This window comes from Segniliparus rugosus ATCC BAA-974 (genome assembly GCF_000185725.2).
Taxonomy (GTDB): domain Bacteria; phylum Actinomycetota; class Actinomycetes; order Mycobacteriales; family Mycobacteriaceae; genus Segniliparus; species Segniliparus rugosus.
On sequence record NZ_KI391953.1, the window covers coordinates 66,242 to 89,733 of the forward strand.

The following is a 23,492-nucleotide window of genomic DNA, read 5'->3' on the forward strand; positions in this document are numbered from 1 at the left end:
CCTCATCGCGCAACGCTTCCAGGCATGCGCTCCGCCGCTGTTCGGGTTCGGGACGACTGACGACCGAAGCGCCCTCGCGAGCCCTGCGGCAAACCAGCAAGAGACGCGCGGAGCCATGCCACAACCCCAGCGGCCCGCCTCGCCGCCGAGAGAGCAGCCCCCCGTCCGGGGCAAGGATTCACGTGAAACCTTCGAGTGAGAAGTTTTGCGAGCGGATCGGGGATGCTGGTCGTGGTGGCGATCCGTGGCGAGATTCCAGAGAGTTGCCTCTGGAACTCCAAAAGGGTCTCTGGTGTCCGGCCCTCGGCGGTGGCATGGTCCCGAAAGGACAGTCCGGGCAACCGGGGACGGCTCAGGGGCGCGCCGTTCACCCGCTGTGGGCTGTGATGACGGTGTTGGTGCTCAGGAGGCGGTCGTCGAGGTAGACGTCGTCTTCCTGCTGCCGGTAGTCGTTGTTCACGGTCTTGCCGCTGCGGGTGACGACCAGGGTCGCGCCCGGCACGACGAGCAGGGAGGTGCGCGAGGGGTCCGGTTGGGCCGGGAGCTCTTGGACCCCTATGACCGCGCCGGTCTTCCGGTCCACCGAGACGATCTGGTCCCGCCATGGGCTCGCGGGGTCGGCGCGTGTCTGCGAGTGGCTGATGATCTGTTGTCCGAGAAACTCGCACCTGTAGAGCTCGTCGGCGGCGTCCCCTGGGATCTCCCAGACCACATCGGGGTCTTTCTGGCCGACGAGCGCGGTGGTGTAGTCGCCTTTGGGCGGGCGGTTGTAAAGCGTGGCGACCATGGTCGCCGTCTCGGGGTCCGCGCAGTACACGCTCGAGTAGCGGCTGTCCGGCACGTCCGTGAGAGCGCCGTCGGACGCGTCGAACACCACGTTCCGCCGCAGTCCGCGCTCGGCGGGCCCGTCCTTCTCCGGATAGCGGTCCAGGACGAGGCGGGCGAGGTTCCCCTCGGCGTAGTAGAGCAGGGTGATCGAGTGGTATCGGGCCCCGTCGCCGGGCAGGGCCTCGACGCTCCCGAGAGGCTGCTCGTGCGAGACGGCCCCGGTTTTGGGGTCGCGGGCGATGATCGAGTAGTTCTCCGCGCTCCCGTCGCGGCAGCTGCGGACTTCGACGACCGCGTCCCGCACCGGGACGGCCTCGAGCGGCCTGCAACGGGGATCCACGACCTGTTTCCAGACGAGCGCCCCCGTCCACGGGTCGTACGCCGCGTAGCCGTCCGGGTCGTCGAGCCTGAGGAGCGGCCAGTCGTCCGGCTCCCCCGCGGGGTGCTCGAGGATCGAGGGGGAGAACGTCTCGCCGGAGCCCGTCCGCGTGCTAAAGCCTCGGCCCTGCTTGTGGGCGCCGCCGCCGAGGAAGAACTGCGAGCCCGTCCACAAGAGCTTCCCGGTGTCGGCTTCGAACGCGGCGGTCATCTCGCCGAAGCTCGCGACCACGACCCTGCCGTGGTCGTACACCTTCAACGAATTGCCCCAATAGCTCAAGTCTTGGCCGCCGCCGGGCTTGCGCAGATAGTGCCAGCGCTCCGCGCCGACACGCCCGTCGTAGGCGACTAGCCCCTTCCTGGTCGCGACGACGAACCCGGGGCCCGCGACCGCGACGTCCACGACGTTGCCGTAGCGGCCCGAGGGGAACGCCAGCCGGTACGCCTCCGGGCCGAAGACCGAAGGAACGGGCGCGACCGCGCCCGCAGGAGGGGCAGTGGCCGTGTCCGTGTAGCGAGAATCGTCGCCGAGGCGCAGCGCGGCGGCGAACGCCGCGCCCGAAGCCACGAGCGCCAGCACGAGGCCGACCGCGACGGGGAACTTGCCGAAGGCAGGACGGCTCCAGCCCCGAAGCGCCGCGACGGCGGCCACAAGCCCGAGAAGGACCAACCCCGCCGCCGCGATCGCCGTCGGAGCCTGCTCCGCCGCGTACGAACGCGACAGCACTTTGGCCGCAGCCGCCGGGACCGCCGACCCCCACCGCGAGCCGCCGCGCCAATCCTCCGACCCCGTGGAGGGCCACCAGAGCACCAGGCCCCAGAACGACAGGAACGCGACCCACCACGGCAGCGTCGACGCGTTCTTGGCCGAGGGATCCGACTGCGCCCTCCTCCTCGCCTTCGCCCACCACCAGACGGCAGAGGCGAAAAGCCCCCCGCCGACCGAGAGCGCGACCACGGCGAGCGTGTGCGAGAGCCCCAGCTGGTAGCGCTCAGAATCGCTCAACTGCTGACGGGGCTCGTCGTGGTCGTACGCCCACAAAGGCCTCGACGCGAACCACAAACTGTATGCCCCGACCAACGCGGCGAAGGCCGCGACCGCCGCCCCGAACACCGCCAACGCGGTCCACGCCCCCCGCAGTCCGCCCCCGCCAGGCCCGCCAGTCCCCGGAGCCGCCTCAGAATCCTTGCTCACCGTCATCCTGCGATCATCGCAGAACCAGACCCAAGAAACACCGCCCCGCCCCGCCCTGCTGAAAACTGACATGGGGGGTCGAGCAGCAGCGGCTAGTCGGGGCAGGTCGCGGTGAAAGTGCCGCCGTCGAGCTTGGTGTAGCCCTTGAGCTAGCGGACGGCTCCCGCGACGGCGTAGGTCTTGCCGTTCTTCGCGACAGTCGGGTCTGGCGCGCCGCCGGTGGAGGTGGGCTCCCACATCCACGCGGTCCCGTCCACCGTGAAGTCCGCGTGGCGGACCTTGCCGCCCTCGACGTCCACCGACCCCTCGTCCCCGCCGTTGGCTTTCGCGGCGACCGAGGTGGCGATGGAGGCTGTTGCGCGCTTCGGCAGCAGCGAAATCCAGGTCATGCGTATTGCGCAGGGTCTGCTTTCGCAGTCACCGCGACGGACGTCGCGGCGTTCTCAATAACGGGCATCAGCCAACGTTTGGCGATGTCGCGCACGCCTTCGGCCTTGGTGAGGTCGTGGAGCGAGGCGGGGCTGAGGATCAGCGACTGGACGACCCGGACGACCAGCTCGGCGGCGTCCTGGAAGGCCGCAGGAGGCGTCGCGCCCTCTGCTCCGGTGAAGATGACCGTCAACCAGCCCGCCACTTGCGAGCGACCCAGGGCGAGGTAGGGGCTGTCGTATGCGACGTAGGGCAAGATCGTCTCCGGCTCGGTCCGGATGAGCCGCTGCAGCAGCGCGTTGTCGCGCAGCCACTCGTATCCGCAGACGAACACCTCGGTGAATCGCTCGGCGGGCTCGGCATGCTCGGCGGCAGGGGCGACCATCGTGGCGAGGACTCCCATGATGTGCTCCAGCTCGCGGCCGACCACAGCGGCGACGATGGCGTCTTTGTTCGGGTAGTGGCCGTAAATCGTCACTCTGGCGAGACCCGCGTGCTTGGCGATGAGGTCCATGGTCAGCCGCCGCAGCCCGTGCTGTTCTGCGGCGCGCAACGCGCCGTCCAGGATGCGCTCGGCAGTGCTCGGCTCGGCGGAGGCCTTCGGGCGCGTGGAAACCATCTCTTGATCGTAGCTATGACCAGCGCCGTCGATGCGACGATATCAATTCATTGACAAAGAAACGAAAAGTGTTTACTTTGTAGCCTAAGTCAGTTGGTGTAACTATCGACACATTTTCGAGGACGAGAGATGGAGAGTACTGCAGCGGCGGGGCGCGACGCGGCCTGCCGCGTCGCCGGACCACGCGGTGTCGGTCATCGGCGCGGGGTTCTCGGGGATCGGGCGCGCGATCTCCTTTGGAGGACGCGCGTCAGCTGGTCGACCGAGCGCATGCGGGCACCATCCGCGTTCGCTGCGCAACATGCCCAGCTCATGGGCACGTTTTCCATAGCGCGGTTCGGGGAAAGAGACGGCCGATCAGAGAAGACCCGAGAAAGGAAACCCCGATGGACGCAGACGACTCGTCGGCACATGTGGATAAGGAGCTGAGCCCGTGTTGATTTCCCGCGCCCTGCCGCAGCTGCACGATCAGGCCGTCGTCGTCACCGGGGCCGGGAACGGCATCGGGGCCGAGGTCGCGCGCGGCCTCATCGCCCGTGGCGCGGCAGTCGCCCTCGTCGACCGGGACGAGGAGGCGGTCTGCCGCCTGGCGGAGGAGCTCGGCCCGAGGGCCGCCGCCTTCTTCGGCGATGTCACGGTGGACGAGTCGATCCGCGCCGCGGCCTCGGCCGCCGCCGCGCGTTTCGGGAGGATCGACGCGGTCGTCGCCAACGCGGGCGTGGTCGGGCGGCCCGCTTCGGTCGCCGCCCTCCGCCCTGGGGATTTCGAGCGGGTCGTCGAGGTCAACCTGTTCGGGGTCTACCGCACGGTCGCCGCGATGCTGCCGCATCTCGCCGGGGGCGGTTACATCCTGGCCGTCTCCTCGATCGCCGCCGTCATCCCAGGACCGACCATCAGCGCGTACGTGGCGTCCAAAGCAGGGGTGGAGGCGTTCTCGCGAGCGCTCCGCATCGAGCTGCGCCAGACCGGCATACGCGTCGGCATCGCGTATTTCGGCCTGGTCGAGACCGGCCTCGCGCGGGATCTGACACAGTCCGGCCTCGGCGCTGTGCTGGCGACGTTCCCCAAAGCCCTCGCAACCCCGATCCCGGTCCGGCGCGCCAGCGACGCGATCGTGCTCGGAGTCGAGCGGCGCTCCCGTCGGGTGTGCGCGCCGTGGTGGGTGCCCGCGCTTTTGGACTTGCGCCCCTTGGCGATCGCCGCAGACAGGGTTCTCGAGCGACACCCCGCGATAACGGCGATGACTGCCGCCGAACGGCGGCAACTGGTCGAGCAAGCTCCCGCGAACGACAGCGGGGCCGGACGAAAGGAGGTGGGCCGATGACATCGCGCCACACAATCCGCACAACGGTCGCGATCACTGGCGGCGCGCGCGGTATCGGCTACGCCACCGGCAGGGCGTTCGCGAAGGCAGGAGCCAGCGTCGCCCTCGGCGATATCGATGGAGGCCGGGTCGAAGAAGCCGCTGCGCAATTAGCGCGGGAGACCGGAGGCGAGGTGCGCGGCCTGCCGTTGGACGTCACTGACCGAACGTCGTTCGCCAAGTTCCTCGACGCGGCCGAGGCACAGCTCGGGCAGTTGGGCGTCGTGGTGAACAACGCGGGGATCATGCCGACAGGCTTGTTCGCCGACGAAGACGACACGATGACCGACCGCATGGTCGCCATCAATCTCACCGGCGTGCTCATCGGGTCGAAGCTCGCCGTTCGCCGCTTCGCTGACCGGGGCGGCCGGATCGTCAATATCGCCTCCTTGGCAGGGGTGAGCACGCACCGAGGCGTGGCCACCTATTGCGCCACCAAACATGCGGTGGTCGGTTTCTCCGAGGCGCTGCGCAAAGAACTCGCCGGATCGACGACCGGCGTCACGGTGGTGCTTCCAGGATTGGTCCGCACCGAGTTGTCGGCAGGCAGCGGCACGCCGCGTTGGGCGCGGCCGATGAGCGAGGTGGGGCCCAACGACGTCGCGTCCTCGGTCGTCGGGGCCGTGGCCAGAGGCCGCGATAAAGTCGTCGTGCCACGACTGCTCGGCGGAGCGCTCGGGATCTTGGACCTGCTGCCATCGGGCCTCCGCGAATGGGTCGAACACGCGGCCCGCCTCGACACTGCGTTCACCGCTGTGGACCCGGCGGCCAGGGAGCTCTACCACCGCCGGATCACCGGTGCCCGAGGATGAGCTTGATCGACGTGATCTCCCCGACGGACGGCCGAGCGCTAGGCCAGGTTCCGGACATGTCGGCCGCCGAGGTCGACGAGGTCGTCCGAGGCTTGCGCTCAGCCGCTTCGCGCTGGGCGGCGCTCACAGCGAGCCAGCGCGCGCGCTGGCTGCGCAAGTACCGCGACTGGCTTCTCGACCATGAGACCGAACTCGCGCGCCTGCTGCAGAGCGAAACCGGCAAACCGTGGGCGGAGGCCAACCTCGAGATCCCCTATGCCGTCCAGGCCATCAACTATTACTCGGCCTTGGCTCCCGGCCAGTTGCGCGACCAGCGGCTCAGACGGCACAGTTTGTTGGCGATCACGAAGACCCAGCTCCTGGTGTGGCGGCCCTACCCCGTCGTCGGCGTGATCACACCGTGGAATTTTCCGCTGGGATTGTCGTTGCTCGACGCGGTCCCAGCATTGCTGGCGGGCGCGAGTGTGGTCGTCAAGCCCTCCGAGCACACCCCTTTGACGGTGCGCGCGGCTGTGCGGGGCTGGACGGAGATCGGGGCGCCTCCCGTGTTCGCGGCGGTCACCGGGGCCGGGGCCACTGGCGCGGCCGTCGTCGAGCAAGTCGACTATGTGCAGTTCACCGGATCCGACAGAATCGGGCGTGCCATCGCCCAGCGCGCGGCGGCCCGGCTGATCCCATGCGGGTTGGAGCTGGGTGGAAAAGACGCCCTGCTTGTTCTTGAGGACGCGAACATCGAACGGGCGGCCAACGCGGCGGTCTGGGGGGCGATGGCCAACGCCGGCCAGATGTGCGTGTCGGTCGAGCGCGTCTACGCGCACACGGACGTCTACGACCAATTCGTCGCGCTGGTCAGCGAGAAGGCTCGGGCGCTGCGCGTCGGCCAAGACGACCAGTCCTACCGCGCTGATGTCGGGCCGCTCGCGACGAGCGAGCAGCGGCAGATCGTCGCCGCGCAGGTCGAAGAAGCCCTCAGCCGAGGAGCGGTCGCGACGGTCGGCGGCCCAACGGCCCGAGACAGGGACGCGGACGGCCGCTATTATCCGCCGACCGTGCTGGTCGATGTTGACCATTCGATGGACTGCATGCGCGAGGAGACCTTCGGCCCGCTGCTCCCCGTGATGCGGATCGACACGGAAGACGAGGCCGTCGCGCTCGTCAACGACTCGCGTTATGGATTGTCGGCGACCGTGTTCACCGCAGATCGCCGCCGCGCCGAGCGGGTGGCTCGGCGACTCGACGTCGGAGCCGTCAACATCAACGACGTCTTCGCGAATCTGTTCACGCTCGCATTGCAGCAGGCCGGATGCCGCGAATCCGGCCTCGGGGTGAGGAACGGGGCGGGCGCTCTGCGCAAGTACTGCCGTCCGCAAGCGATCGTGACCGCTCGGATCCAACCGCGCAGCGAGCCCACTTGGTACCCGTACAGCGCATTGCGCGGCGCGATCGTGCATCGCATCGGGCGGCTGATCGGCGGTCGGGGCCTGGCTCGGCGGCTCTGGCGGTGAAGTCGCAGTCCGCTTCGCATGACGAGCTGTGGGGCGCCGCCGAGGAGTTCCGCCGCACAGGGAAATAGCGCCTCAGAGACATTTTTAAGTTTCGGATGAGACGGTCCCGAGTTTCAGAAACCGCTCGTTGGTGCTCCCTCTCGGGCTCGAACCGAGGACCTGCGGATTAAAAGTCCGTAGCTCTACCGACTGAGCTAAAGGAGCAGGCGCGCCTGCGGCGCAGTGGTCAAGGATACCGTATAAGCCCCGACTTTCGCCAGCGGCTTCCCGCCGGCCTTCCCCGGGGCCGACGGGCGGCGGAGCCTAGGCGACGTCGTCCTCCTGGTCTGCGTCCGCGTCGTCCGCGTCAGCCCGGCCAGCGTCCGGCCGCGCCGCCTCGCGCGCGGACCCCTTCGCGATGTGGCAGTCCCACGCAGGCGCCCCCGCATGGGCTTTCGCGTCGGCGATGGCCTCCTCCTCGGTGGCGCCCTCGCCGTCGCTTGTGAAGGTCTCGAAGCTCTGCACCTGGCCGTCCGGCCCGAAATGGTCGATGTCCCAGATGCAATACGCGCGCACCTCGCCGTCGGCGGACGCAGGAGACGCGCCGAGCCCGCTCAACCCGGCCAAGCCCATCGCCAATGCCGCAAATCTCATCGAAACCCTCCTTCTCGACCCGCGCCACCAAACCGCCGCAGGGGTGGCGCACAGCATAGCGCACGCGCGCGCCCCGTCTGCGCCGACGGAGCCCAGCCTGCGCGCTTCGTCACGTGTTCATCTCGCGCTGGCCAGTCGGCCATGTCGCAGCAGCGCCGCCGACACCTCGTTCCGGCACCATAAAGGGCATGGATGAGGAGCAGGAGCCTCCGCCCCCCTCGAACGCAACAGAAGCCCCTGGGCCCCACGAGCCGGAAAGCCTCGGCGGCTCGGCGGAGCTCGTTGTCTCTATGTCCGGCATCCGCGACGTCACCCTCGACCGAGCGCGGGCCTTCGCCGAGCGGCTGGACGCGCAAGGGATCCCGCTGTCGCTTCTCGTCGCGCCGAAACTTCCGGGCAAGTACAAGCTCGCCAAGGACTCCGCCACCGCCGATTGGCTCCGCGAGCGGCGGGACCGGGGCGACGCGGTCGCGCTGCACGGCTACGACCAGGCCGCGACGAAACGACGCAAAGCGGAATTCGCCGCCCTCCCCGAATACGAAGCCAGGCTGCGGCTCGTCGCCGCCGATCGGATGATGGACCACCTTGGCCTGCGCACAAGGTTGTTCGCCCCGCCGGAATGGGCGGCCTCCCCCGGAGCCCAGGCCGTGCTGTCCGGGTTGGGCTTCCACCAGCTCATCCGCGCCGACTCCATCCTTGACGTGGCCACGCAGACCGTTCGTCCGGCGAGGCTTTTCGCGCCCCGGCCCAAATACGAGTCATGGCAGCGCCGCGTGGTCAGCTTCTGGGCGTGGCGCAGCGACCGCCGAGGCGAGCTCGCCCAGCTCGCGATCTCCGGGAAACACCTCGACACCCAGAGCGTGCGAGGGCTCTTCTTCGAAGCGCTCGATCTGGCGCTGGAGCGCGGCCTGCGCCCGGTCCGCTACGGCATCCCGGCCAAGGAGGCGGGTGCGGCGGGCCCGCGCCCGCCGCACGGAGCCGTGCTGAACTCGTTGGTCACCGGGGCCGCCTGAGCGGGGCGGCGCCCGTAAGATTGCGGCCATGCGCGGGAACTCAATGCTAGGCCTTCTCCGCTGAGCGCTGCCGCGCGCGAGTGCAGTTCGCTGCTGCTGTTGCTCGCGATGCTGGCTTTCGCGCTCCGGCCTGTCCGCAGCCGGACGCTCATAGTCGCGATTCCTTTGTGCCTCGGCGCGCTCGCCGCGAGTCTGGTCCCGGCGCACGCCGCCCTCGCCACGGCGCGCGAGATCCTTCCGGTCGTGCTCTTTTTGGCCGCCGTGCTCGTGCTGGCCCGGCTTTGCGAGGCAGAAGGCCTGTTCGCCTCGGCGGGATCGCTGCTGGCCCGAAAGAGCACCACGGGTTTCACGCTGCTCGCCTCGGTCTTCGTCCTCGCGTCCGCCACCACCGCCGTCCTGAGCCTCGACGCGACCGTCGTGCTGCTCACCCCGGTGGTGCTCGTCGCCGCGAACCAGCTGAAGACCAAGGCCGAGCCGTCGCTGTACGCCTGCGCGCATCTGGCCAACACCGCGTCGCTGCTGCTGCCGGTCTCGAACCTGACCAACCTGCTGGCGTTCGCCGCGCTCGGGCTCTCGTTCACGACGTTCACGCTGGTCATGGCGCTCCCCTGTCTGCTCGCCATCGCGGTCGAGCTTCTCGTGTTCCGCTGGTTCTTCGCGGCCGAGCTGGACGAGCCCTGCGAACTCGCGGCCCCGTCCGAGCCGGCACAACCTGCTCCCCGGTTCGCGTTGGTCGTCTTGGCCGCGACTTTGGCGGGGTTCGCGCTCGCGGGGCTCGTCGGGGCGAACCCCGCCTTGGCCGCCTTCGCCGGGGCCGCAGTCCTCGGCCTGCGAGCCCTGCGCCGGGGCGAGACCACCGCCGTCGACATGCTGCGCTCGGCGCAGCCGCAGTTCCTCGTGTTCGTCCTCGCGCTCGCGCTGGTGGTCAGGGCCGTCGTGGACAACGGGCTCGGCGAGATCGTGACGAGGCTTTTGCCCGAAGGATCGGGCTTGCCCGCCCTGCTCGCCCTCGCGTTCGCGGGCGCCGCGCTGTCGAACCTGGTGAACAACCTCCCGGCGCTGCTCATCCTTCTGCCCGCAGTCCACCACTTGCCCCCTGCGGCGGTCTTCGCCGTCCTCATCGGCGTGAACCTCGGTCCGAACCTCACTTATGTCGGCTCGCTCGCCACGCTCCTGTGGCGAAGCGTGCTCCACGACCGGGGCGTGCGCCCGCGACTGGGCCGCTACACCGCATTGGGCCTGGCCACCACGCCCGCGACTTTGCTCGTCGCCGTCCTCGCGCTGTGGCTCGAAGCGACGTGGTTCGACGGATCGCTCCTCGGCCTCCGCTGAGATCGCGCGCGAAACCGGGGGTCAGGCCCGCTGCTCGTGCAGGAGTAGGTCCTCGAAGGTGAGCGACCCGGTGGGCGAGTCGCCCCTGCCGAGCAGGTACAGGCGCTTGACCGCGACCAAAATGCCCTCTGCGATGATGTCGCGCCCGCTCGGCTCGGAGAGGAACGCCCGGTCGGCGGGGTTGCTGAGGTACCCGATGTTGACCTGCACGCAGGGCATCTTGGTCGCCCGAAGGATCGGCCAGGTCCGCCCGTGCGTCCGGCAGTCCCGCAGCGGCGTCCGCGCCACGAGTTCGCGTTGGATCAATTCCGCGAGCTGGCGGCCGACCGCCGAGGTGTACCCGAGCGCATTGCCGAAATGGAAGCACGCGACGCCGTTCGCGAGCGGGCTCTCCTGCGTCGCGCAGCGCAACGCGAGCACGATGTCCGCCGCGTACGCGTTCGCGGTCTGCGCCCGCTCCTCGTCCGTCGGGCTGTTCGCGTGGGAGCGCGAGAAACCGGCCTCCATCCCGGTCGCCACCATCCGGCCCTCCAACCGGGTGGCGAGATCCCAAAGGACGTCGGCCTCGCTGGTCGGCCCGTGCGAGCCCATCACCACCAGCCCTGGAGCCTCCGCTCCGCAACCCGGGTCGATGACGATGCGCTTGCCCTCCAGCCTCGGCCCGGACATCCGCATCACTTCGCGTTCGTGCAGCTCGTGCGCGGAGCCGCCGGTCACACGGGAGCCGAGGAAGTTCAACGAGCGCAGCGTCGCGGGACCGCAGATCCCGTCCGGAGTCAAGCCGAACTCGCGCTGGTAGCTCACCAGGCCGTTATGCGTCTTCGGGCCGAAATAGCCGTCCACGAGGCCCATGTAGAAGCCGAGGTCGTGCAATCGCGCTTGCAGATCCGCCACGTCGTCGCCGACCATGGGGGCGCTGGGCTGGTAGCTGGTGACCCGCGCGCCGAGCCGGAAGGAGGCCTCCCGCAGGCATTGCGAGGTCGCGGGCCCCACGATCCCGTCCACCAACATGCCTCTGTGCTGCTGGAACGCCCGGACGGCCAGGTCGAGCTCCGCGTCGAAGAGCGCTTCCACCTTCGTTTCCGAGCCGTTCGCCGAAGCCACAGACCCGAACTCCGTCCGCGCGGCGGTCGCCGAGGCCAGGTTCGGGTTCGCCGATCCGTTCCTGCTGTGCAAGAAGCCCAGCTCTTCCAAGACTGCGCGGACAGCGATCACCTCGGGGCCAATATCGCCTCTGCGGAGGAACACCATTCTCGTCAGAAGCCTTTCGGTTCGAGCGTCTGCTGCACAACAACTGTAAGCATAAGCCAATCACCGTCGGCCAGCGAATCCGCTGAGCTGCGGTATCCGCGACGAAGAAGCTCCCCCGCCGTGACCCGCCCGCAACCGAGGCGGGTCTTCGCCGGGAAGGAGCCTCGCATGGGCGGTCGGCGCGCAGCGGGCCGCCTGGGGCCCAGCTGTTTTACAGGCCCAGTTCGCGCAAAATGGCGGCCTTCGGCTTCGCTCCGACGATCTGCTTGACCGGCTCGCCGTTCTTGAACAGGATCAAGTTCGGGATCGAGCCGATTTCGTACTTCGTGCTCGTCTTGGGGTTCGCGTCCACGTCGAGTTTCGCCACCACGAGCTTGCCCGCCTGCTCTTTCGCGATCTCTTCGAGGACCGGGGCGACCATTCGGCATGGTCCGCACCACGAGGCCCAGAAGTCCACCAGGACGGGCTGCTCGCTGGCAAGCACGTCTTGGGCGAAGGAGCTGTCGGTGACGGTCAACGTCGAGGATTCAGAGTCAGCCATGGCTGGATACCTTTCTTTTTGCCTTTGTGGCGGTGAGTCGTCTTGGGTCAAGCCTGCGCCGAGAACGCGGGCTCGGAGGCCGCCGCGTGGTGGGCGAGCCACCGCTCCGCGTCGATGGCTGCGACACAGCCCGAACCCGCGGCGGTGATGGCCTGGCGGTAATTGCGGTCCACGAGGTCTCCGGCGGCGAACACGCCAGGCAGGGAGGTCTGCGAGGACGGGGACTGGACCAGGACGTAGCCGTCAGGGTCCTGGTCGACCTGGCCGACGACCAGCTCGGCCCTGGGGTCGTGCCCGATGGCGACGAAGAGTCCGGTCACGGGCAGTTCGGAAGTCTCGCCGCTCACGGAGTCCACCAGCTCGACCCCGGTCACCGAGTTCGAGCCGAGCACCCGGCCCACCGAAGCGCCGAGGACGAATTTGATCTTCGGGTTCTCCTTGGCCCGCTCCAGCATGATTTTCGAGGCGCGGAACTCCGCGCGCCGATGGACGACGGTCACCGACTTCGCGAAGCGGGTGAGGAACGTCGCCTCCTCCATCGCCGAGTCGCCGCCGCCGACGACCGCGATGTCTTGGTCTTTGAAGAAGAAGCCGTCGCAGGTGGCGCAGGAGCTCACGCCCCGGCCGAGCAGCTCCTGCTCGCCCTCCGCGCCAAGGTAGCGCGGCGCGGCCCCCATCGCGAGGATCACCGCGCGGGCCGCGTGCACCTCGCCGTCCACGTGCACGAGCTTGCGCTCGCCGTCCAGCTCGACCCGCTCAACGTCCTTGGTCTCCAGCCGCGCGCCGAACCGCTCGGCCTGCGCGCGCATCTCCAGCATCAGATCCGGCCCCTGGATGCCCTCCTGGAAGCCGGGGAAGTTCTCCACCTCGGTGGTGGTCATGAGCGACCCGCCGAATTGCGTCCCCTCGAAGACCAGCGGATTCAGCTGCGCTCGAGCCGCGTAGACAGCAGCGGTGTATCCGGCGGGGCCGGACCCGATGATGATCAGGTTCTCAAGCGTCTCTGGCATGCAGCCTCCAACATAGCGCGGACAAGGGTTATTCCCCTTCAGTCTAGTGGAGCCCGCCGGCCGAGCCTCCCCGCAAGGCGACCACCTCGAAACCCCGCCGATCCAGACGGATGGCCCACAAAGCGCACCGACCCTCGACCCCGCTCGGCCAGCGCGATGCGATCCAAGGCGGAAGGACGCGTGCGTGCGGAAGCGGAGCGTCAGCGGAACAGGCACGCGAGCGGCCGATAACGCAGGAGATCGCGCGCTGGGCAGCGCTTAGTTCCTACTGAGGACTTGCTTCGAAAGGGTCGCCGGCACTCCGGCACGGCATTCGACGCCGACGACGAGGACGGTCATCTCCGGAGCGCCCCCCTGCATCCGCGACGGCGTCGGGATCATCATGAAGATGCCCTCTTTGTCGTCCCGCTTGATCCGGCCAGCCGCCACGAGCTGCTGGTTCGAGGGGAATCCGTTCGCCACGAGGCAGTCCGCCCGAGTCGCGTCGTCCGACAGCGGCCCGAGGTCTTTGAAGGAGCCGCCCGAGCTGAGCAGCGCGCTGAAGTCTTTCCGGTCGATTTTGAAACGTCTGTCGACGATCAAGGCTTCGTTCCGGTCTTTGACCGCCTCTTGCGTCATGGGCGACGGTTTCGCTTGCTGCGCGGGCTGCTGCGCGCTCTGCTCCGACCGGGGCCATGCGACATAGGTGACCAGCGAGAGCACAGCGGCCGCCGCTGCGACGCTGCCGACGCTCGCGGCGGCGGCCCACCTGCGACGCTGACCGTCCACAGCTCCGCCCAGCTTCGCCAGCTCGCGGTCCAACCGGCGCGCCACGAATTCCGGCATCGGCTCCGAAGGCGCGCTCACCTGGTCGAGCCTGCGCAATTGCTCGCACACCATGTCGAGCCCGGCGAGGACCGCCTGTGCGGCAGGATCAACGGCGGCGGCGGCTTTCACCTGGTCGCGCTCCGTCCCCTCCAGCGCGTCCACGTGCAATAAGGCCAACGTCTCGACGGACAATTGGGAACTTGGGAAACCAGCCTTCCCCATGAGACCATCGCCAAGGTTGTTCCCCGGCAGATCGCTCGTCGGCATAGTTCACCTCTTCCTTACCTCTCAGGACCGTGCGGTCCATCAATCCAGCCGGTTCGCCTTCGGACCGGCCACGTCGGGCATCGCCCTCTTCGCGAGCGCCGCGTCTGGTCGTGGCCGACGGCCTTTCCAAACCTCTCGATGAGTTAGACGTTCGCGGAGTCCAATTGGTTCCCTCCTTTTCTGAGGAATCCAAGCTGCTTCGCAAGTTTGGCCCTCGCCCTGGCGCATCTGCTCTTCACCGTGCCTTGCGGGATGCCGAGCATGCGGGCGACCTCTTCTATAGAGTAGCCTTCCACATCCACCGCCACCAGCACCACGCGGTGCTCGTACGGCAATGTGGCCAGCGCGTCTCGGACCGCGAGGGCGAGGTCCGCGTCGCTCGCCGGACGCTGCCGCAGAGCGCTCCGGTCCAGTTCCTCCTCCTCGGGAAGCGGGACGGCGGACACCCTGCTCCGCTGCCTGCGGGCCCGGTCGAGGCAGGCGTTCACGACGATCCTGTGCAGCCATGTGCTCACCGCCGCGTCGCCTCGGAACGACGGCGCGGCTTGGTGCGCGGAGAGCATCGCGTCCTGGATGGCCTCGGCGGCCTCTTCCGCGTTGAAGCACGTCCGCAACGCCACCGCCCACATCCGGTTGTAATGCCGCTGGAACAGTTGCGCGAACGCCCGCTTATCCCCTGCGACGTGCGCTTCGAGGAGCTCTTTGTCGCTCGGCCCCTGGGGGGCCTCCGCATCAGGCTGACTCGACGTCATCGTTCGCTCCCAGACCTGGCTCTCCCCAGCGCTACGCCGGTGACCCGCTGAACGACAGCTCGTTGATCCGGCTGCGGTATTGCGAGCCGCTCGGGGAGAGCGACGAGAGCCAGACCAGCACGACTGTCGAGGGCTGCGCTTGCGCCGCGTTGCACGTGATGGTCGTGGTCTGCCCGTTGACCTGGCCAGAGCCGATCTTCACGAGGTCGTCGAGTTTTTTCACGTCGCTCGCCTTCGTGTTCGGCGATTTTGCGGTGTAGATCTCGATCACCGTGCCGTTCGACGGGGAAGAGACCGTCACCTGCTGCAGCTTCACCGCCTTCTCCAGGGTGACCAGCAGTCCGATGCCCGGCTTGAACACCATCTTGGGCCCGTCGTTGTACAGGTCGGTCTGCCAGAAGGTGCTGGCGCTGCCGTCGATGGCGTTCTTCGCGTCGCGGGGGTCGTCGAGGCCGGACGGGTCGCCCCGGAAATCCGCCGCCTGCGCTTCGACCGCCTTCACCGCCACCGCCGGCCCGCCCGCCGAGGCGCTGCTGGTCTGGCCGGGGACGAGGGGACGCCCGCCCTGGCTCGTCCCGTTGACGCTGTTCACCAGGCTGTACACCCCGTAGCTGACCAAAATCAGGATGGCGACGAGCAGAGCGCCCCCGATGGCCAGCGTCTTGCGCGAACGGCTCTCCGAGCCGAGCAGCCGCTCCCTCAGGGACGGAGCCTCAGCCGGCTGCGGAGCCTCGGCCTTGAACCCGGCCGGGGCTCCAGCCTTCTCGGGAGCGGGCGCGCGCAGCCCGAGGTCGAGTTGCAGCCCGCCGTTCACCGCCGCAGCGGGAGGGACCGGATCCTGCGCAGCCGCCTCGGAGTCGTCCTCCTCGGACAACGCCTGCTCAAGCAGGTCGCGGAGCTGCTCCGCGCTCACTTTCGACCCGAGGGCCGCGTCCGCTGCTTCGGAAACCGAGGCCGGAACCTCTGCGTTGAGCTCGCGGGCGGAAGCCAAGGAGCCCTCCGGCCCCCGTTTGGCCAGCGGCAGGCCGACCTCAGTGCCTTCGCCGCCCGCGCCCTCCGGCCACTGCCCGGTGAGCAAGGCGTACAACGTCCCGCCCAGGGCGCGCACGTCTTCGGACCGGGTCTGGGTCGCCGAAACCGAGGGGAAGGCGAGCACCGCCTCGCCGTCGTTGCTGATGCGCACCCGGATCGGATGGTCGAGCCCCAAGAGCGCCCCGTTCTCGTGCGCGGCGGCGGCGGCGTCCGCCAACGCGGTGAGCGCGTTGGCCGAGCCGAGCGCGGAGGGCCGGCTGAGCGCGACTTCCCGCAGCGGGGCTCCCGCGACCCATTCCGTGATCACCACGAGGTCGCCCTGGTCGTTGGTGATGTCGAAAATCCTGGCCAGGCCCGGCGAGGAAAGCTTCGCGAGCACCATCGCGGCCCGCAACGCCTCGGGCGCTGCGTTCGTCGTGAACGTGAGCGCCACGTGCCGGTTCAGATGCGCGTCCATCGCCTGCCAGAACGTATGCGCGCCCAAGGATCCGCACCGGACCAACAACCGGTAACGGCCCCCGAGCACCATTGCTCCAGGGATACGGGTCGGAGGAGCTTGCTCTTGGGACAAGGCTTGCTCTTGGGTCAACAGGACTCCTTGTGGCATACGTGGTCGTTGAGGCTGTCGACTACCTCAATCGTTATCTAGGAACAGTAGCAGAAGCGAACTGGGCGTTCGGCTTCTTGTTTGCCGGGAAAGCGCGCCTGCGCCGCTCAGCCCGCCTTGCGCCGCAGAGCCGAGGCCAGTGTCCGGATCTCGGGCGTCCGCAGCGCCCAAAGCGCGGCGTAGACCAGGCCGAGGCCGACCGCCCCGAAGACCGCGAGCACGCCGAGGCCGCCGACGGATCCGCAGGCGGCCTCGAACCGGGAGACCGGGCCGGAGGAGACCGCGAACCCCGCCGCAACGGCGACGCAGACGCTGACCGAGGCGACGCTCGCGAAGCTCCGGAGGGAGGAGCCGAGGCCGAGCGGGCCGAGCGAACGCCGCAGCAGCGCGAACCCGATCCCCGCGCCGAACAGGTAGCCCAGGCCGTTGGCCACGCCGAGCAGCTCCTGCACTCGCACCGGATCCTTGCTGATCGCCGGGGCGAGGTACGAGCCGGCGACTTTGACGGTCGTGATCCCGACGACGATCCATGTCGGCGTCCACGCCTCCTGGCGCGCGTAGAAAACGCGCAGCTGCACGAGGACCACGGCGTACGGGAGGATGCCGAACGCCGACCAGCTGAGCACCGCGCCGAGGGTTTCCGCGTGCGCTTGGTCGAATTTGCCGTAGCCGAAGAGGCTGACTCCGATGAGCGGGCCCGTCGCGCCCATCAGCGCGACGACCGGCACGAGCGCCGCCATGGTGAACCGGTTCGCTCTGCCGAGGTCGGCGACCACTTGCGCGTCGTCGCCCGCCGCCGCGGCCCTGCTGAGCTGCGGGGTCATCATCGTGATGATGGTCACGCCGAGCACGCCGTACGGGAGCTGGATCAAAAGCCACACGTTCTGGTAGATCGACGGCCCGCCCTCGTCCACCCTGCCCGCGACTTGCAACGCGACCAAGAGGCCGACCTGGCTGATCACGACGTAGCAGACCATCGCCGCGACCGTGCTGCCGAACTGTTTGAGCCGGGAGTCCACCCCCCATTTCGGTCGCAGCCGCACATCCGCCCTGCGCAACGCGGGCAACAGCGTCACGGCTTGTGCCACCACGCCGATGGTCGCGCCGAGGCCGAGGACCAGGATCTGCGGGACCGTCAGCGCGTTCGGGTCCGCCGATTCGGGCAAAAGGGGGAAGACGAGCAGGGCCGCGATCACCACGAGGTTGTTCACGACCGGGGCCCAGGCCCCCGGCTGGAAACGGTCCCGTTGGTTGAGCACCGCGTTGCCGAGCGAGAACAATCCGTAGAAGAACGTCTGCGGCAGGAGCAAGAGGAGCAGCTGCGCGACGAGGCGGCCGGGGACCTTGCCGCCGCCGTGGTCGAGGAACCTCGGCAGAAGCGCGGGCGCGAGCAAGAAGCTCAGCGCCGTCGCCGCCGCGAGCACCGCCAAGGTCAGCCCGATCATGCGCTGGGTGAACGCCGTCCCGCCGTCCTCGTCGGTCACCGAGGCGCGCACCAGCACGGGGACGAAGGCTTGGGTGATCACCGCGCCGAGCACCAGCTCCGCGACCATGTTGGGGATCTGGTTGGCGACGTTGAACGCGCTGGAGACAGCAGGCGTCAGGACCACGAGGACCAGCACCGCCTTCACGAAACCGGTGATCCGCGAGAGCAGCGTCGCGAGCGCGACAAGCCCGCCGGTGGCGACGGCGCGGCGGGTCGAGTCGTGCGGGGCGGGGCTCTCCTGCTCCGTCTCCGTCTTGTGGGGCTCAGTCTTCATCAGGCGGCAACGCCCCGTGTCTGCTCTCGACCATGGCTCGTTCCTTGAAGCCGAGCCCGGCCATCTTCCGGTCGTGCTCGTCGGGCTTGAGCCGCCCGCCCGGACGGCCCTTGCCGGTGAGCCGCCGCCAGAGCCGCAGCCCCATGAGCGTGAGCAGCAATCCGCCGATCAGCGCGGTGATCACCGCGAGAAGGCCCGTGTAGCGGCCGGACTGCACCGAGACAGTCACCGGATTGCCCAGCTTCAACCCGCTGATCGTCTGCAGTTCGATCTGCACCGGCGAGAGCTTGGGCGCTTTCACCTTGGCGGGCAGGGACAGCACCCTGCTGCCGTGCGCGGGCACCGTCTCCGGCGCGATGGCCGACACCTCGACCCCGGACGGGGCCTTCGCGGTGAATTGGACCCGCATGGAGACGGGGAGGCCGTTGCGGACCACGACCGGCAGGGAGCCCTGTTCCGTGAACAGCGTGTAGGGCTTGCCGGGGTCGACCAGCCGCACCGAGCCGGTCGCGGAGTCGAGCGCCGCGCGCAGCTCGTCCATCCTGCCCTGCGCGCCCGCAGCGCTCGGACCGCCCGAAAGGACGCGCAGCAGCTGCTCCTCCCATCCCTTCTCATACCGTTCCGAAGTGATCGGATCGTCCGGTTGGTCCACCACCCCTTCGACCAGCTCGCCGATCACGCCGCGCGCCTGGCCCACGTCGTCGACGAGGCCGCCCGCCAAGGGTTTCGCCAGCGTTTTCGGCTCGGTGACCTCGATCCCCCGCACCGAAGAAGCGCTAGCGGAGCCCCCGAACGCGCGCGGTCCCGAAGCCGGGTTCCACGAGATCGGCTTCGCGATCCCCGCCTGCAGGGCGATGGAGGCCGCGAACACCAGCGCGTCGAGATCCGCCGAACTCGGGCTCCACACGGCGGGGGGCACCAGCAGCTCCAGCCCGCCCGTCGTGGGGAGCTGCCCTGGGCTCGACGGCTGCAGCGCGGGCCAGAGCACGGCGGCGACCGCGCTCTGGCGCTGGGCGACCGGATCTCCTGGGGGCGAGCTTGGGCCGGGCCGGTTCCCCAAGTCGCCGAGCAAGGCGCTGATCGCGCTGTCGAAATGCACGCCGGCAATGCCGGGGCCCAGGCTCCGGCCTTCTTCCGGCCGGTCGGTTGACCTCGGGGTCAGCACGGTGTGGAAGCCTTTGGCCGCGAGCATCTCGATGGTCGTCTTGTCGATCCTCGTGTTCGCGGCGACCATAAGGTCGCGGACTGAGGCGACGGAAAGAACGTTGTCCACATAATCCTCGGCCTGGTCGAACGCGACTTTCAGCAGCTTCGGATCGCCGATTTGCGCGAGCGCGGCCAGGTCCGCGTGCGCGAACGGCAGCGCCGTGACGCATTGCCCGACGAGGGCGGAGCGGAGTTTGGCGAGCCAGTCCCTCGCGGCGGCCGAGCCTTTGCCCAGCACCAGCCCGCCCTGCGGCCCCGGCACGAGATAATCCCCGGTCATCGCGTTGACCGTTCGTAGCAGATCGGGATCGACGGCGACGCAGATCGCTTGGCGCAGCGACCGCCTCGTCTGCTCCTCCGCGTGCCGCAGCGCGTCCAACCCCTCGACCAGCACGCCCAGCCTTCCGTCCGGAACCAGCTCGTTCGCAAGCTCGTCGTCGGTCAGTCGGACGAGTCCGCCCCCTTCCACGGAGCCCGCAGCCCATCGGGGATGGTCGGCGAGCGGCACCACGATGCCGAGCCGGGTGGGATGGTCGATTTTCGCGGGCTGGGCCGCTTCGCCTTTGGTCGAGGGCAGCCCGAGGACGGGGAGCAGGAACCGCAGGTCGTCCAGCCGCGCGTGCACTCCAGAATCCGGCGTGCCGTTCACGTTCACCAGCATCGGGTAGACCCCTGGGTTAGGGATCTGCAGCGAATCCCCCTGCCCGCGCAGCGGGAGGGCGAGATGGAACCGCGCTTTGCCGTGCGCGGGGATCCGATCGGCCACCTGCTGGAACGGCCCCAACGTGTCGTAGGTCTCCTCCGGCTCGGCCAGGCTCACGCCGAGCTGCGTCGCGTCGAGCACGGCGGGGGCCCGCTGCAAACGCGCCTCGACCTCAGTGACCGGTCTGTCGCTGAAGTTCTCGATCTCTCCGGACACCACCACGGCGTTGTCCGAGCCGCTGGTCACCATATCGAGACTGGCCGGGTCGAGGGAGATGCGCAGAAAGCTGGGCGAACGGTCCCTGGTCTGCGGCTCGGCGGACGCTGGGAGGACCGTCCAAACCAAGCACAGCAGCACCGCCAAGACTCGGATCAGACCCAGGGATCTCACGGATGGGGGCTCCCGTTTTTCGCGACGGGCACCCCGTCGCTCGTCGCCCGCATGCCTTCGATCAGGTTGTTCGCGATAGCCGCCAATTTCCGCTCGTCTGCGTAAGAGAGGCGGGTGGAAAGCTCGGAGAGCGGAACCCAGGCGACTTCGGTGACTTCGACGTCCTCGTCGGAAAGCTCGCCCGACTGGAAGCGCATGAGATAGTGGTGCACGGTCTTGAGCACTCGCTTCCCCTGCCCGTGCAGCCAGTAGTCGATACTGCCGAGCGAGGCGAGGACGGAGCCGTCGATGCCCGTCTCCTCTTTCACCTCGCGCACCGCGGCCTGTTCGGCCGTCTCTCCCGGCTCGATATGCCCCTTGGGCATGGACCAGCGCATGCGCCCTGCTTTGTCCAACCTGCCGATGAGCGCGGCGCGGAACTCCTCCGGCGGCCCGTCCAGGCCCGCGACGACGAGGCCTCCAGCCGAAGTTTCCCGGTCATGACGGCGCGGACGTTGGCTTCGAGGCTTGTGTTTGCGCCGCCGCCGAGGGCGGCCATCGGGCCGATCGCCGCGCGGCGATTCCTCTGACCCGGAATTGTCTGTGCTTGTCATAGTGGACGATGGTAACTGCCAACACCACTTCCTACAGCCGATGTGGCCGCCTTTATGCTCAAGTGGTGGTGATGAAGAGCGTAGACGACCCCGATCCCTCGGCGGAACGCCGGGTGCGGCTGCTCGCTCAGGCGCACACCGCGCTGCACGCGCACGACGCGCTTTTCGGGGCTTTGGCCGGTCGTTTCGTCGCGGCGGGCCACGCGCTGTACCTCGTCGGCGGGAGCGTGCGCGACGCGGTCCTCGGCAGGCTGGGCGACGACCTGGACTTCACGACGGACGCGAAGCCGGAGCAGACCCAGAAGCTGCTGCGCGGTTGGGCCGACGAGCTGTGGGACGTCGGCATCGCCTTCGGGACGGTCGGAGCGGTCAAAGACGGCCACAAGCTCGAGATCACCACATACCGCACCGACTCCTACGACCAGCGCTCGCGCAATCCGGTCGTGGCGTTCGGCACCGACCTGCGCGGCGATTTGGTCCGCAGGGACTTCCGGATGAACGCCATGGCGGTGTCGTTGACCGAACAGGGCTGCGGCGAGTTCGTGGACCCACTCGGCGGGCTCGACGACGTGCTCGCCGGAAAGATCGACACTCCGGACAGCCCGGAGATCTCGTTCGGGGACGATCCTTTGCGGATGCTGCGCGCGGCGCGCTTCGCCGCCCAGCTCGGCTTCACCTGGTCGCCAAGGGTGGTGCTGGCCGTCGAGAAAATGGCGGGCGAGATCCAACGGATCACCGCCGAGCGGATCGGGGCGGAGCTGGAGAAGCTTCTCGTCGGGGAACATGCCGTGGAGGGCCTTGAGCACCTGGTGGACAGCGGGCTCGCCGAGTACGTCTTGCCCGAGCTGCCCCAATTGCAGCTCGCGGTCGACGCCGCGCACCATCACAAAGACGTGTACCGGCATTCCTTGGCCGTGCTCGGCAATGCGATGGCGCTCGAGCCCGGCGACCCGGATCCGGTCCTGCGGTGGGCGGCGCTGCTCCACGACATCGGCAAACCCGCCACCCGCCGTTTCGAGCCCGGCGGGGCGGTGAGCTTCCACCACCACGAGGTGGTCGGCGCGAAGCTCGCCCGCAAACGGCTGCGCGCGTTGACCTTCCCCAAACATTTCGTCGAGGACGTGAGCAAGCTCGTGTTCTTGCACATGCGCTTCTACGGCTACGGCGACCAGGCTTGGACGGACTCCGCCGTGCGCCGCTACGCCGTGGACGCGGGCGAACTCCTTCCGAAGCTGCATCTGCTCGTTCGGGCCGATTGCACCACCCGCAACCAGCGCCGATCCCGGCAGCTCGCCTCGGCGTACGACCGTTTCGAGGAGCGGATCGCGAAAATCTCCGAGGCCGAGGACCTCGCGAAGGTCCGGCCCGACTTGGACGGCAACGCCATCATGGAGATTCTGGGGATCGGACCGGGGCGGGAGGTCGGCGAAGCCTGGAAGTACCTCAAGGAGCTCCGCCTCGAGCAAGGCCCGCTCGAGGCGGACGAAGCCGAACGGAAACTGCTCGACTGGTGGTCGAAGCGCTAAACCGCTCCCGAAGGGTGCCGGAGCGGCGGCGATGTCATGATAAGTGGGTGTCCCTGCCTTTGTCGACGCAGATCGAGTCGGTCCGCGCCGGTTCCTTGCTCCTCGCGTCCACCGAACTGCGCGGCGAGGTCTTCCAGCGCACGGTCGTCTACATCCTCGAACACGACGACCGGGGCACGTTCGGATTAGTGGTCAACCGCCCGACGAAAATACCCGTGTCCTCGGTCGCGGCGGAGTGGGAGGACCTCATCGCCGCGCCGCCCGTCGTCTACAACGGGGGCCCGGTGCGCAAAGACGGCTTGCTCTGCCTCGGCCTGCCGCGCGAAGACGTGGCGAACAGCGAGGCGGAGAACACGGAAAGCCTTGGCTTCTCCGTGGTCGCCCCCGGCGTCGCGGTGGTCAACTTGGAGGCGGACGCGAGACTGGCCGCAGCCGCCCTGGAGCGCGTGCGGATTTTCGCCGGTTACTCGGGGTGGGCAGGCGGCCAGCTCGCGAACGAGATCTCCAGGGGATCCTGGTACATCGCGCAAGGATTGCCGAAGGACGTCTTCATGAGCCCCGATGTGGACCTCTGGGGCCAAGTGGTCCGACGGCACGGCGCGCGCGCTGGCGTGCTCGCCACGCACCCCATCGACGTGGACGTGAACTGAGTCCGAGACCGTCGTCCCAGGTCAAGGCATTGAGTTGGCGTCTGGGCCAAAGATGTCCTACGATAGATCGGCTCCCAACGGCAAAGCCCCTTTCGTTCAGTGGCCTAGGACTCCGCCCTTTCACGGCGGCAACGCGGGTTCGAATCCCGTAGGGGGTACGACATCTGTTAGGATGACAATCCCGCTTGCGGGAACATATGGCCTTGTGGCGCAGTTGGTTAGCGCGCCGCCCTGTCACGGCGGAGGTCGCGGGTTCGAGTCCCGTCAAGGTCGCAAGTTTTCCCTTCTCT

At 68.6% G+C, this 23,492-nt stretch carries 20 protein-coding genes and 3 tRNA genes; 9 read left to right on the forward strand and 14 right to left on the reverse strand.

The features are described from left to right. Positions 1-367 precede the first annotated feature (367 nt). From HMPREF9336_RS00270 to HMPREF9336_RS00280, 3 genes are all read right to left on the reverse strand, one after another. On the reverse strand, positions 368-2,407 hold the full coding sequence (locus tag HMPREF9336_RS00270; RefSeq protein WP_051357091.1) for an outer membrane protein assembly factor BamB family protein: 2,040 nt from the start codon (positions 2,405-2,407) through the stop codon (positions 368-370). A 143-nt stretch (positions 2,408-2,550) separates the two neighbouring features. Then, the gene (locus HMPREF9336_RS00275) at positions 2,551-2,790 is read right to left on the reverse strand and encodes a hypothetical protein (protein WP_021029841.1); all 240 of its coding nucleotides are present in this window, start codon (positions 2,788-2,790) and stop codon (positions 2,551-2,553) included. Further along, positions 2,787-3,449, reverse strand: coding sequence for a TetR/AcrR family transcriptional regulator (locus tag HMPREF9336_RS00280; protein WP_007472453.1), 663 nt, complete (start codon positions 3,447-3,449; stop codon positions 2,787-2,789). Before HMPREF9336_RS00280 ends, HMPREF9336_RS00275 begins: the two co-directional genes overlap by 4 nt. Positions 3,450-3,882: 433 nt before the next feature. Here HMPREF9336_RS00280 and HMPREF9336_RS00285 point away from each other — a divergent pair, with 433 nt between their 5' ends. Genes HMPREF9336_RS00285 through HMPREF9336_RS00295 form a run of 3 tightly spaced genes read left to right on the forward strand, consistent with a single transcriptional unit; the run spans position 3,883 to position 7,129 of the window. Then, positions 3,883-4,773 carry an SDR family NAD(P)-dependent oxidoreductase gene (locus HMPREF9336_RS00285; RefSeq protein WP_007472451.1) on the forward strand — a complete coding sequence of 297 codons (891 nt, stop codon included), beginning with the start codon at positions 3,883-3,885 and terminating at the stop codon, positions 4,771-4,773. Then, on the forward strand, positions 4,770-5,624 hold the full coding sequence (locus HMPREF9336_RS00290; RefSeq protein WP_007472449.1) for an SDR family oxidoreductase: 855 nt from the start codon (positions 4,770-4,772) through the stop codon (positions 5,622-5,624). The genes HMPREF9336_RS00285 and HMPREF9336_RS00290 overlap by 4 nt, the downstream gene beginning before the upstream one ends. After that, positions 5,621-7,129 carry an aldehyde dehydrogenase family protein gene (locus HMPREF9336_RS00295; protein WP_007472448.1) on the forward strand — a complete coding sequence of 503 codons (1,509 nt, stop codon included), beginning with the start codon at positions 5,621-5,623 and terminating at the stop codon, positions 7,127-7,129. Before HMPREF9336_RS00290 ends, HMPREF9336_RS00295 begins: the two co-directional genes overlap by 4 nt. Positions 7,130-7,257: 128 nt before the next feature. On the opposite strand, the gene HMPREF9336_RS00300 is transcribed toward HMPREF9336_RS00295, so the two are convergent. Then, positions 7,258-7,333, reverse strand: a tRNA-Lys gene (locus HMPREF9336_RS00300). 99 nt (positions 7,334-7,432) lie between these two features. Next, positions 7,433-7,762 (reverse strand): hypothetical protein, encoded by a 330-nt coding sequence (locus HMPREF9336_RS00305; RefSeq protein ID WP_021029842.1) that lies wholly within the window; start codon positions 7,760-7,762, stop codon positions 7,433-7,435. 290 nt (positions 7,763-8,052) lie between these two features. Here HMPREF9336_RS00305 and HMPREF9336_RS00310 point away from each other — a divergent pair, with 290 nt between their 5' ends. Further along, entirely contained in the window at positions 8,053-8,775 is a 723-nt protein-coding gene (locus HMPREF9336_RS00310) for a DUF2334 domain-containing protein (protein WP_007472443.1), read from the forward strand. Between the two features lie 108 nt (positions 8,776-8,883). Then, a complete protein-coding gene (locus HMPREF9336_RS00315; RefSeq protein ID WP_007472440.1) occupies positions 8,884-10,107 on the forward strand; it encodes an ArsB/NhaD family transporter in 1,224 nt (407 codons plus the stop codon). Between the two features lie 21 nt (positions 10,108-10,128). Here the strand turns inward: HMPREF9336_RS00315 and HMPREF9336_RS00320 are convergent, their stop codons facing one another. From HMPREF9336_RS00320 to HMPREF9336_RS00360, 9 genes are all read right to left on the reverse strand, one after another. Continuing rightward, positions 10,129-11,358, reverse strand: coding sequence for an N-acetylmuramoyl-L-alanine amidase (locus tag HMPREF9336_RS00320; protein ID WP_007472438.1), 1,230 nt, complete (start codon positions 11,356-11,358; stop codon positions 10,129-10,131). A gap of 211 nt (positions 11,359-11,569) precedes the next feature. Next, the gene (trxA, locus tag HMPREF9336_RS00325) at positions 11,570-11,899 is read right to left on the reverse strand and encodes a thioredoxin (RefSeq protein ID WP_007472436.1); all 330 of its coding nucleotides are present in this window, start codon (positions 11,897-11,899) and stop codon (positions 11,570-11,572) included. Between the two features lie 47 nt (positions 11,900-11,946). After that, positions 11,947-12,909 carry a thioredoxin-disulfide reductase gene (gene trxB / locus HMPREF9336_RS00330; RefSeq protein ID WP_007472434.1) on the reverse strand — a complete coding sequence of 321 codons (963 nt, stop codon included), beginning with the start codon at positions 12,907-12,909 and terminating at the stop codon, positions 11,947-11,949. A gap of 258 nt (positions 12,910-13,167) precedes the next feature. Then, complete coding sequence (locus tag HMPREF9336_RS00335) at positions 13,168-13,983, reverse strand: hypothetical protein (protein ID WP_007472432.1); 816 nt, start codon at positions 13,981-13,983, stop codon at positions 13,168-13,170. A gap of 143 nt (positions 13,984-14,126) precedes the next feature. Continuing rightward, a complete protein-coding gene (gene sigM / locus HMPREF9336_RS00340) occupies positions 14,127-14,735 on the reverse strand; it encodes an RNA polymerase sigma factor SigM (protein WP_007472430.1) in 609 nt (202 codons plus the stop codon). A 31-nt stretch (positions 14,736-14,766) separates the two neighbouring features. Then, the gene (locus tag HMPREF9336_RS00345; RefSeq protein WP_021029844.1) at positions 14,767-16,356 is read right to left on the reverse strand and encodes a protein kinase family protein; all 1,590 of its coding nucleotides are present in this window, start codon (positions 16,354-16,356) and stop codon (positions 14,767-14,769) included. Between the two features lie 125 nt (positions 16,357-16,481). Beyond that, positions 16,482-18,134 (reverse strand): murein biosynthesis integral membrane protein MurJ, encoded by a 1,653-nt coding sequence (murJ, locus tag HMPREF9336_RS00350; RefSeq protein ID WP_007472426.1) that lies wholly within the window; start codon positions 18,132-18,134, stop codon positions 16,482-16,484. After that, complete coding sequence (locus tag HMPREF9336_RS00355) at positions 18,124-20,433, reverse strand: DUF6049 family protein (RefSeq protein ID WP_007472423.1); 2,310 nt, start codon at positions 20,431-20,433, stop codon at positions 18,124-18,126. The genes murJ and HMPREF9336_RS00355 overlap by 11 nt, the downstream gene beginning before the upstream one ends. Next, positions 20,430-21,026, reverse strand: coding sequence for an NUDIX hydrolase (locus tag HMPREF9336_RS00360; protein ID WP_007472420.1), 597 nt, complete (start codon positions 21,024-21,026; stop codon positions 20,430-20,432). The genes HMPREF9336_RS00355 and HMPREF9336_RS00360 overlap by 4 nt, the downstream gene beginning before the upstream one ends. A gap of 71 nt (positions 21,027-21,097) precedes the next feature. Between HMPREF9336_RS00360 and HMPREF9336_RS00365 the strand changes: the two genes are divergently transcribed. The 4 genes from HMPREF9336_RS00365 (at position 21,098) to HMPREF9336_RS00380 (ending at position 23,475) form a co-directional block, all read left to right on the forward strand. After that, positions 21,098-22,552, forward strand: coding sequence for a CCA tRNA nucleotidyltransferase (locus HMPREF9336_RS00365; protein ID WP_040584785.1), 1,455 nt, complete (start codon positions 21,098-21,100; stop codon positions 22,550-22,552). 47 nt (positions 22,553-22,599) lie between these two features. After that, complete coding sequence (locus HMPREF9336_RS00370; protein ID WP_007472416.1) at positions 22,600-23,202, forward strand: YqgE/AlgH family protein; 603 nt, start codon at positions 22,600-22,602, stop codon at positions 23,200-23,202. A gap of 85 nt (positions 23,203-23,287) precedes the next feature. Then, a tRNA-Glu gene (locus HMPREF9336_RS00375) sits at positions 23,288-23,360 on the forward strand. 41 nt (positions 23,361-23,401) lie between these two features. Continuing rightward, positions 23,402-23,475, forward strand: a tRNA-Asp gene (locus HMPREF9336_RS00380). Positions 23,476-23,492: the final 17 nt, after the last annotated feature.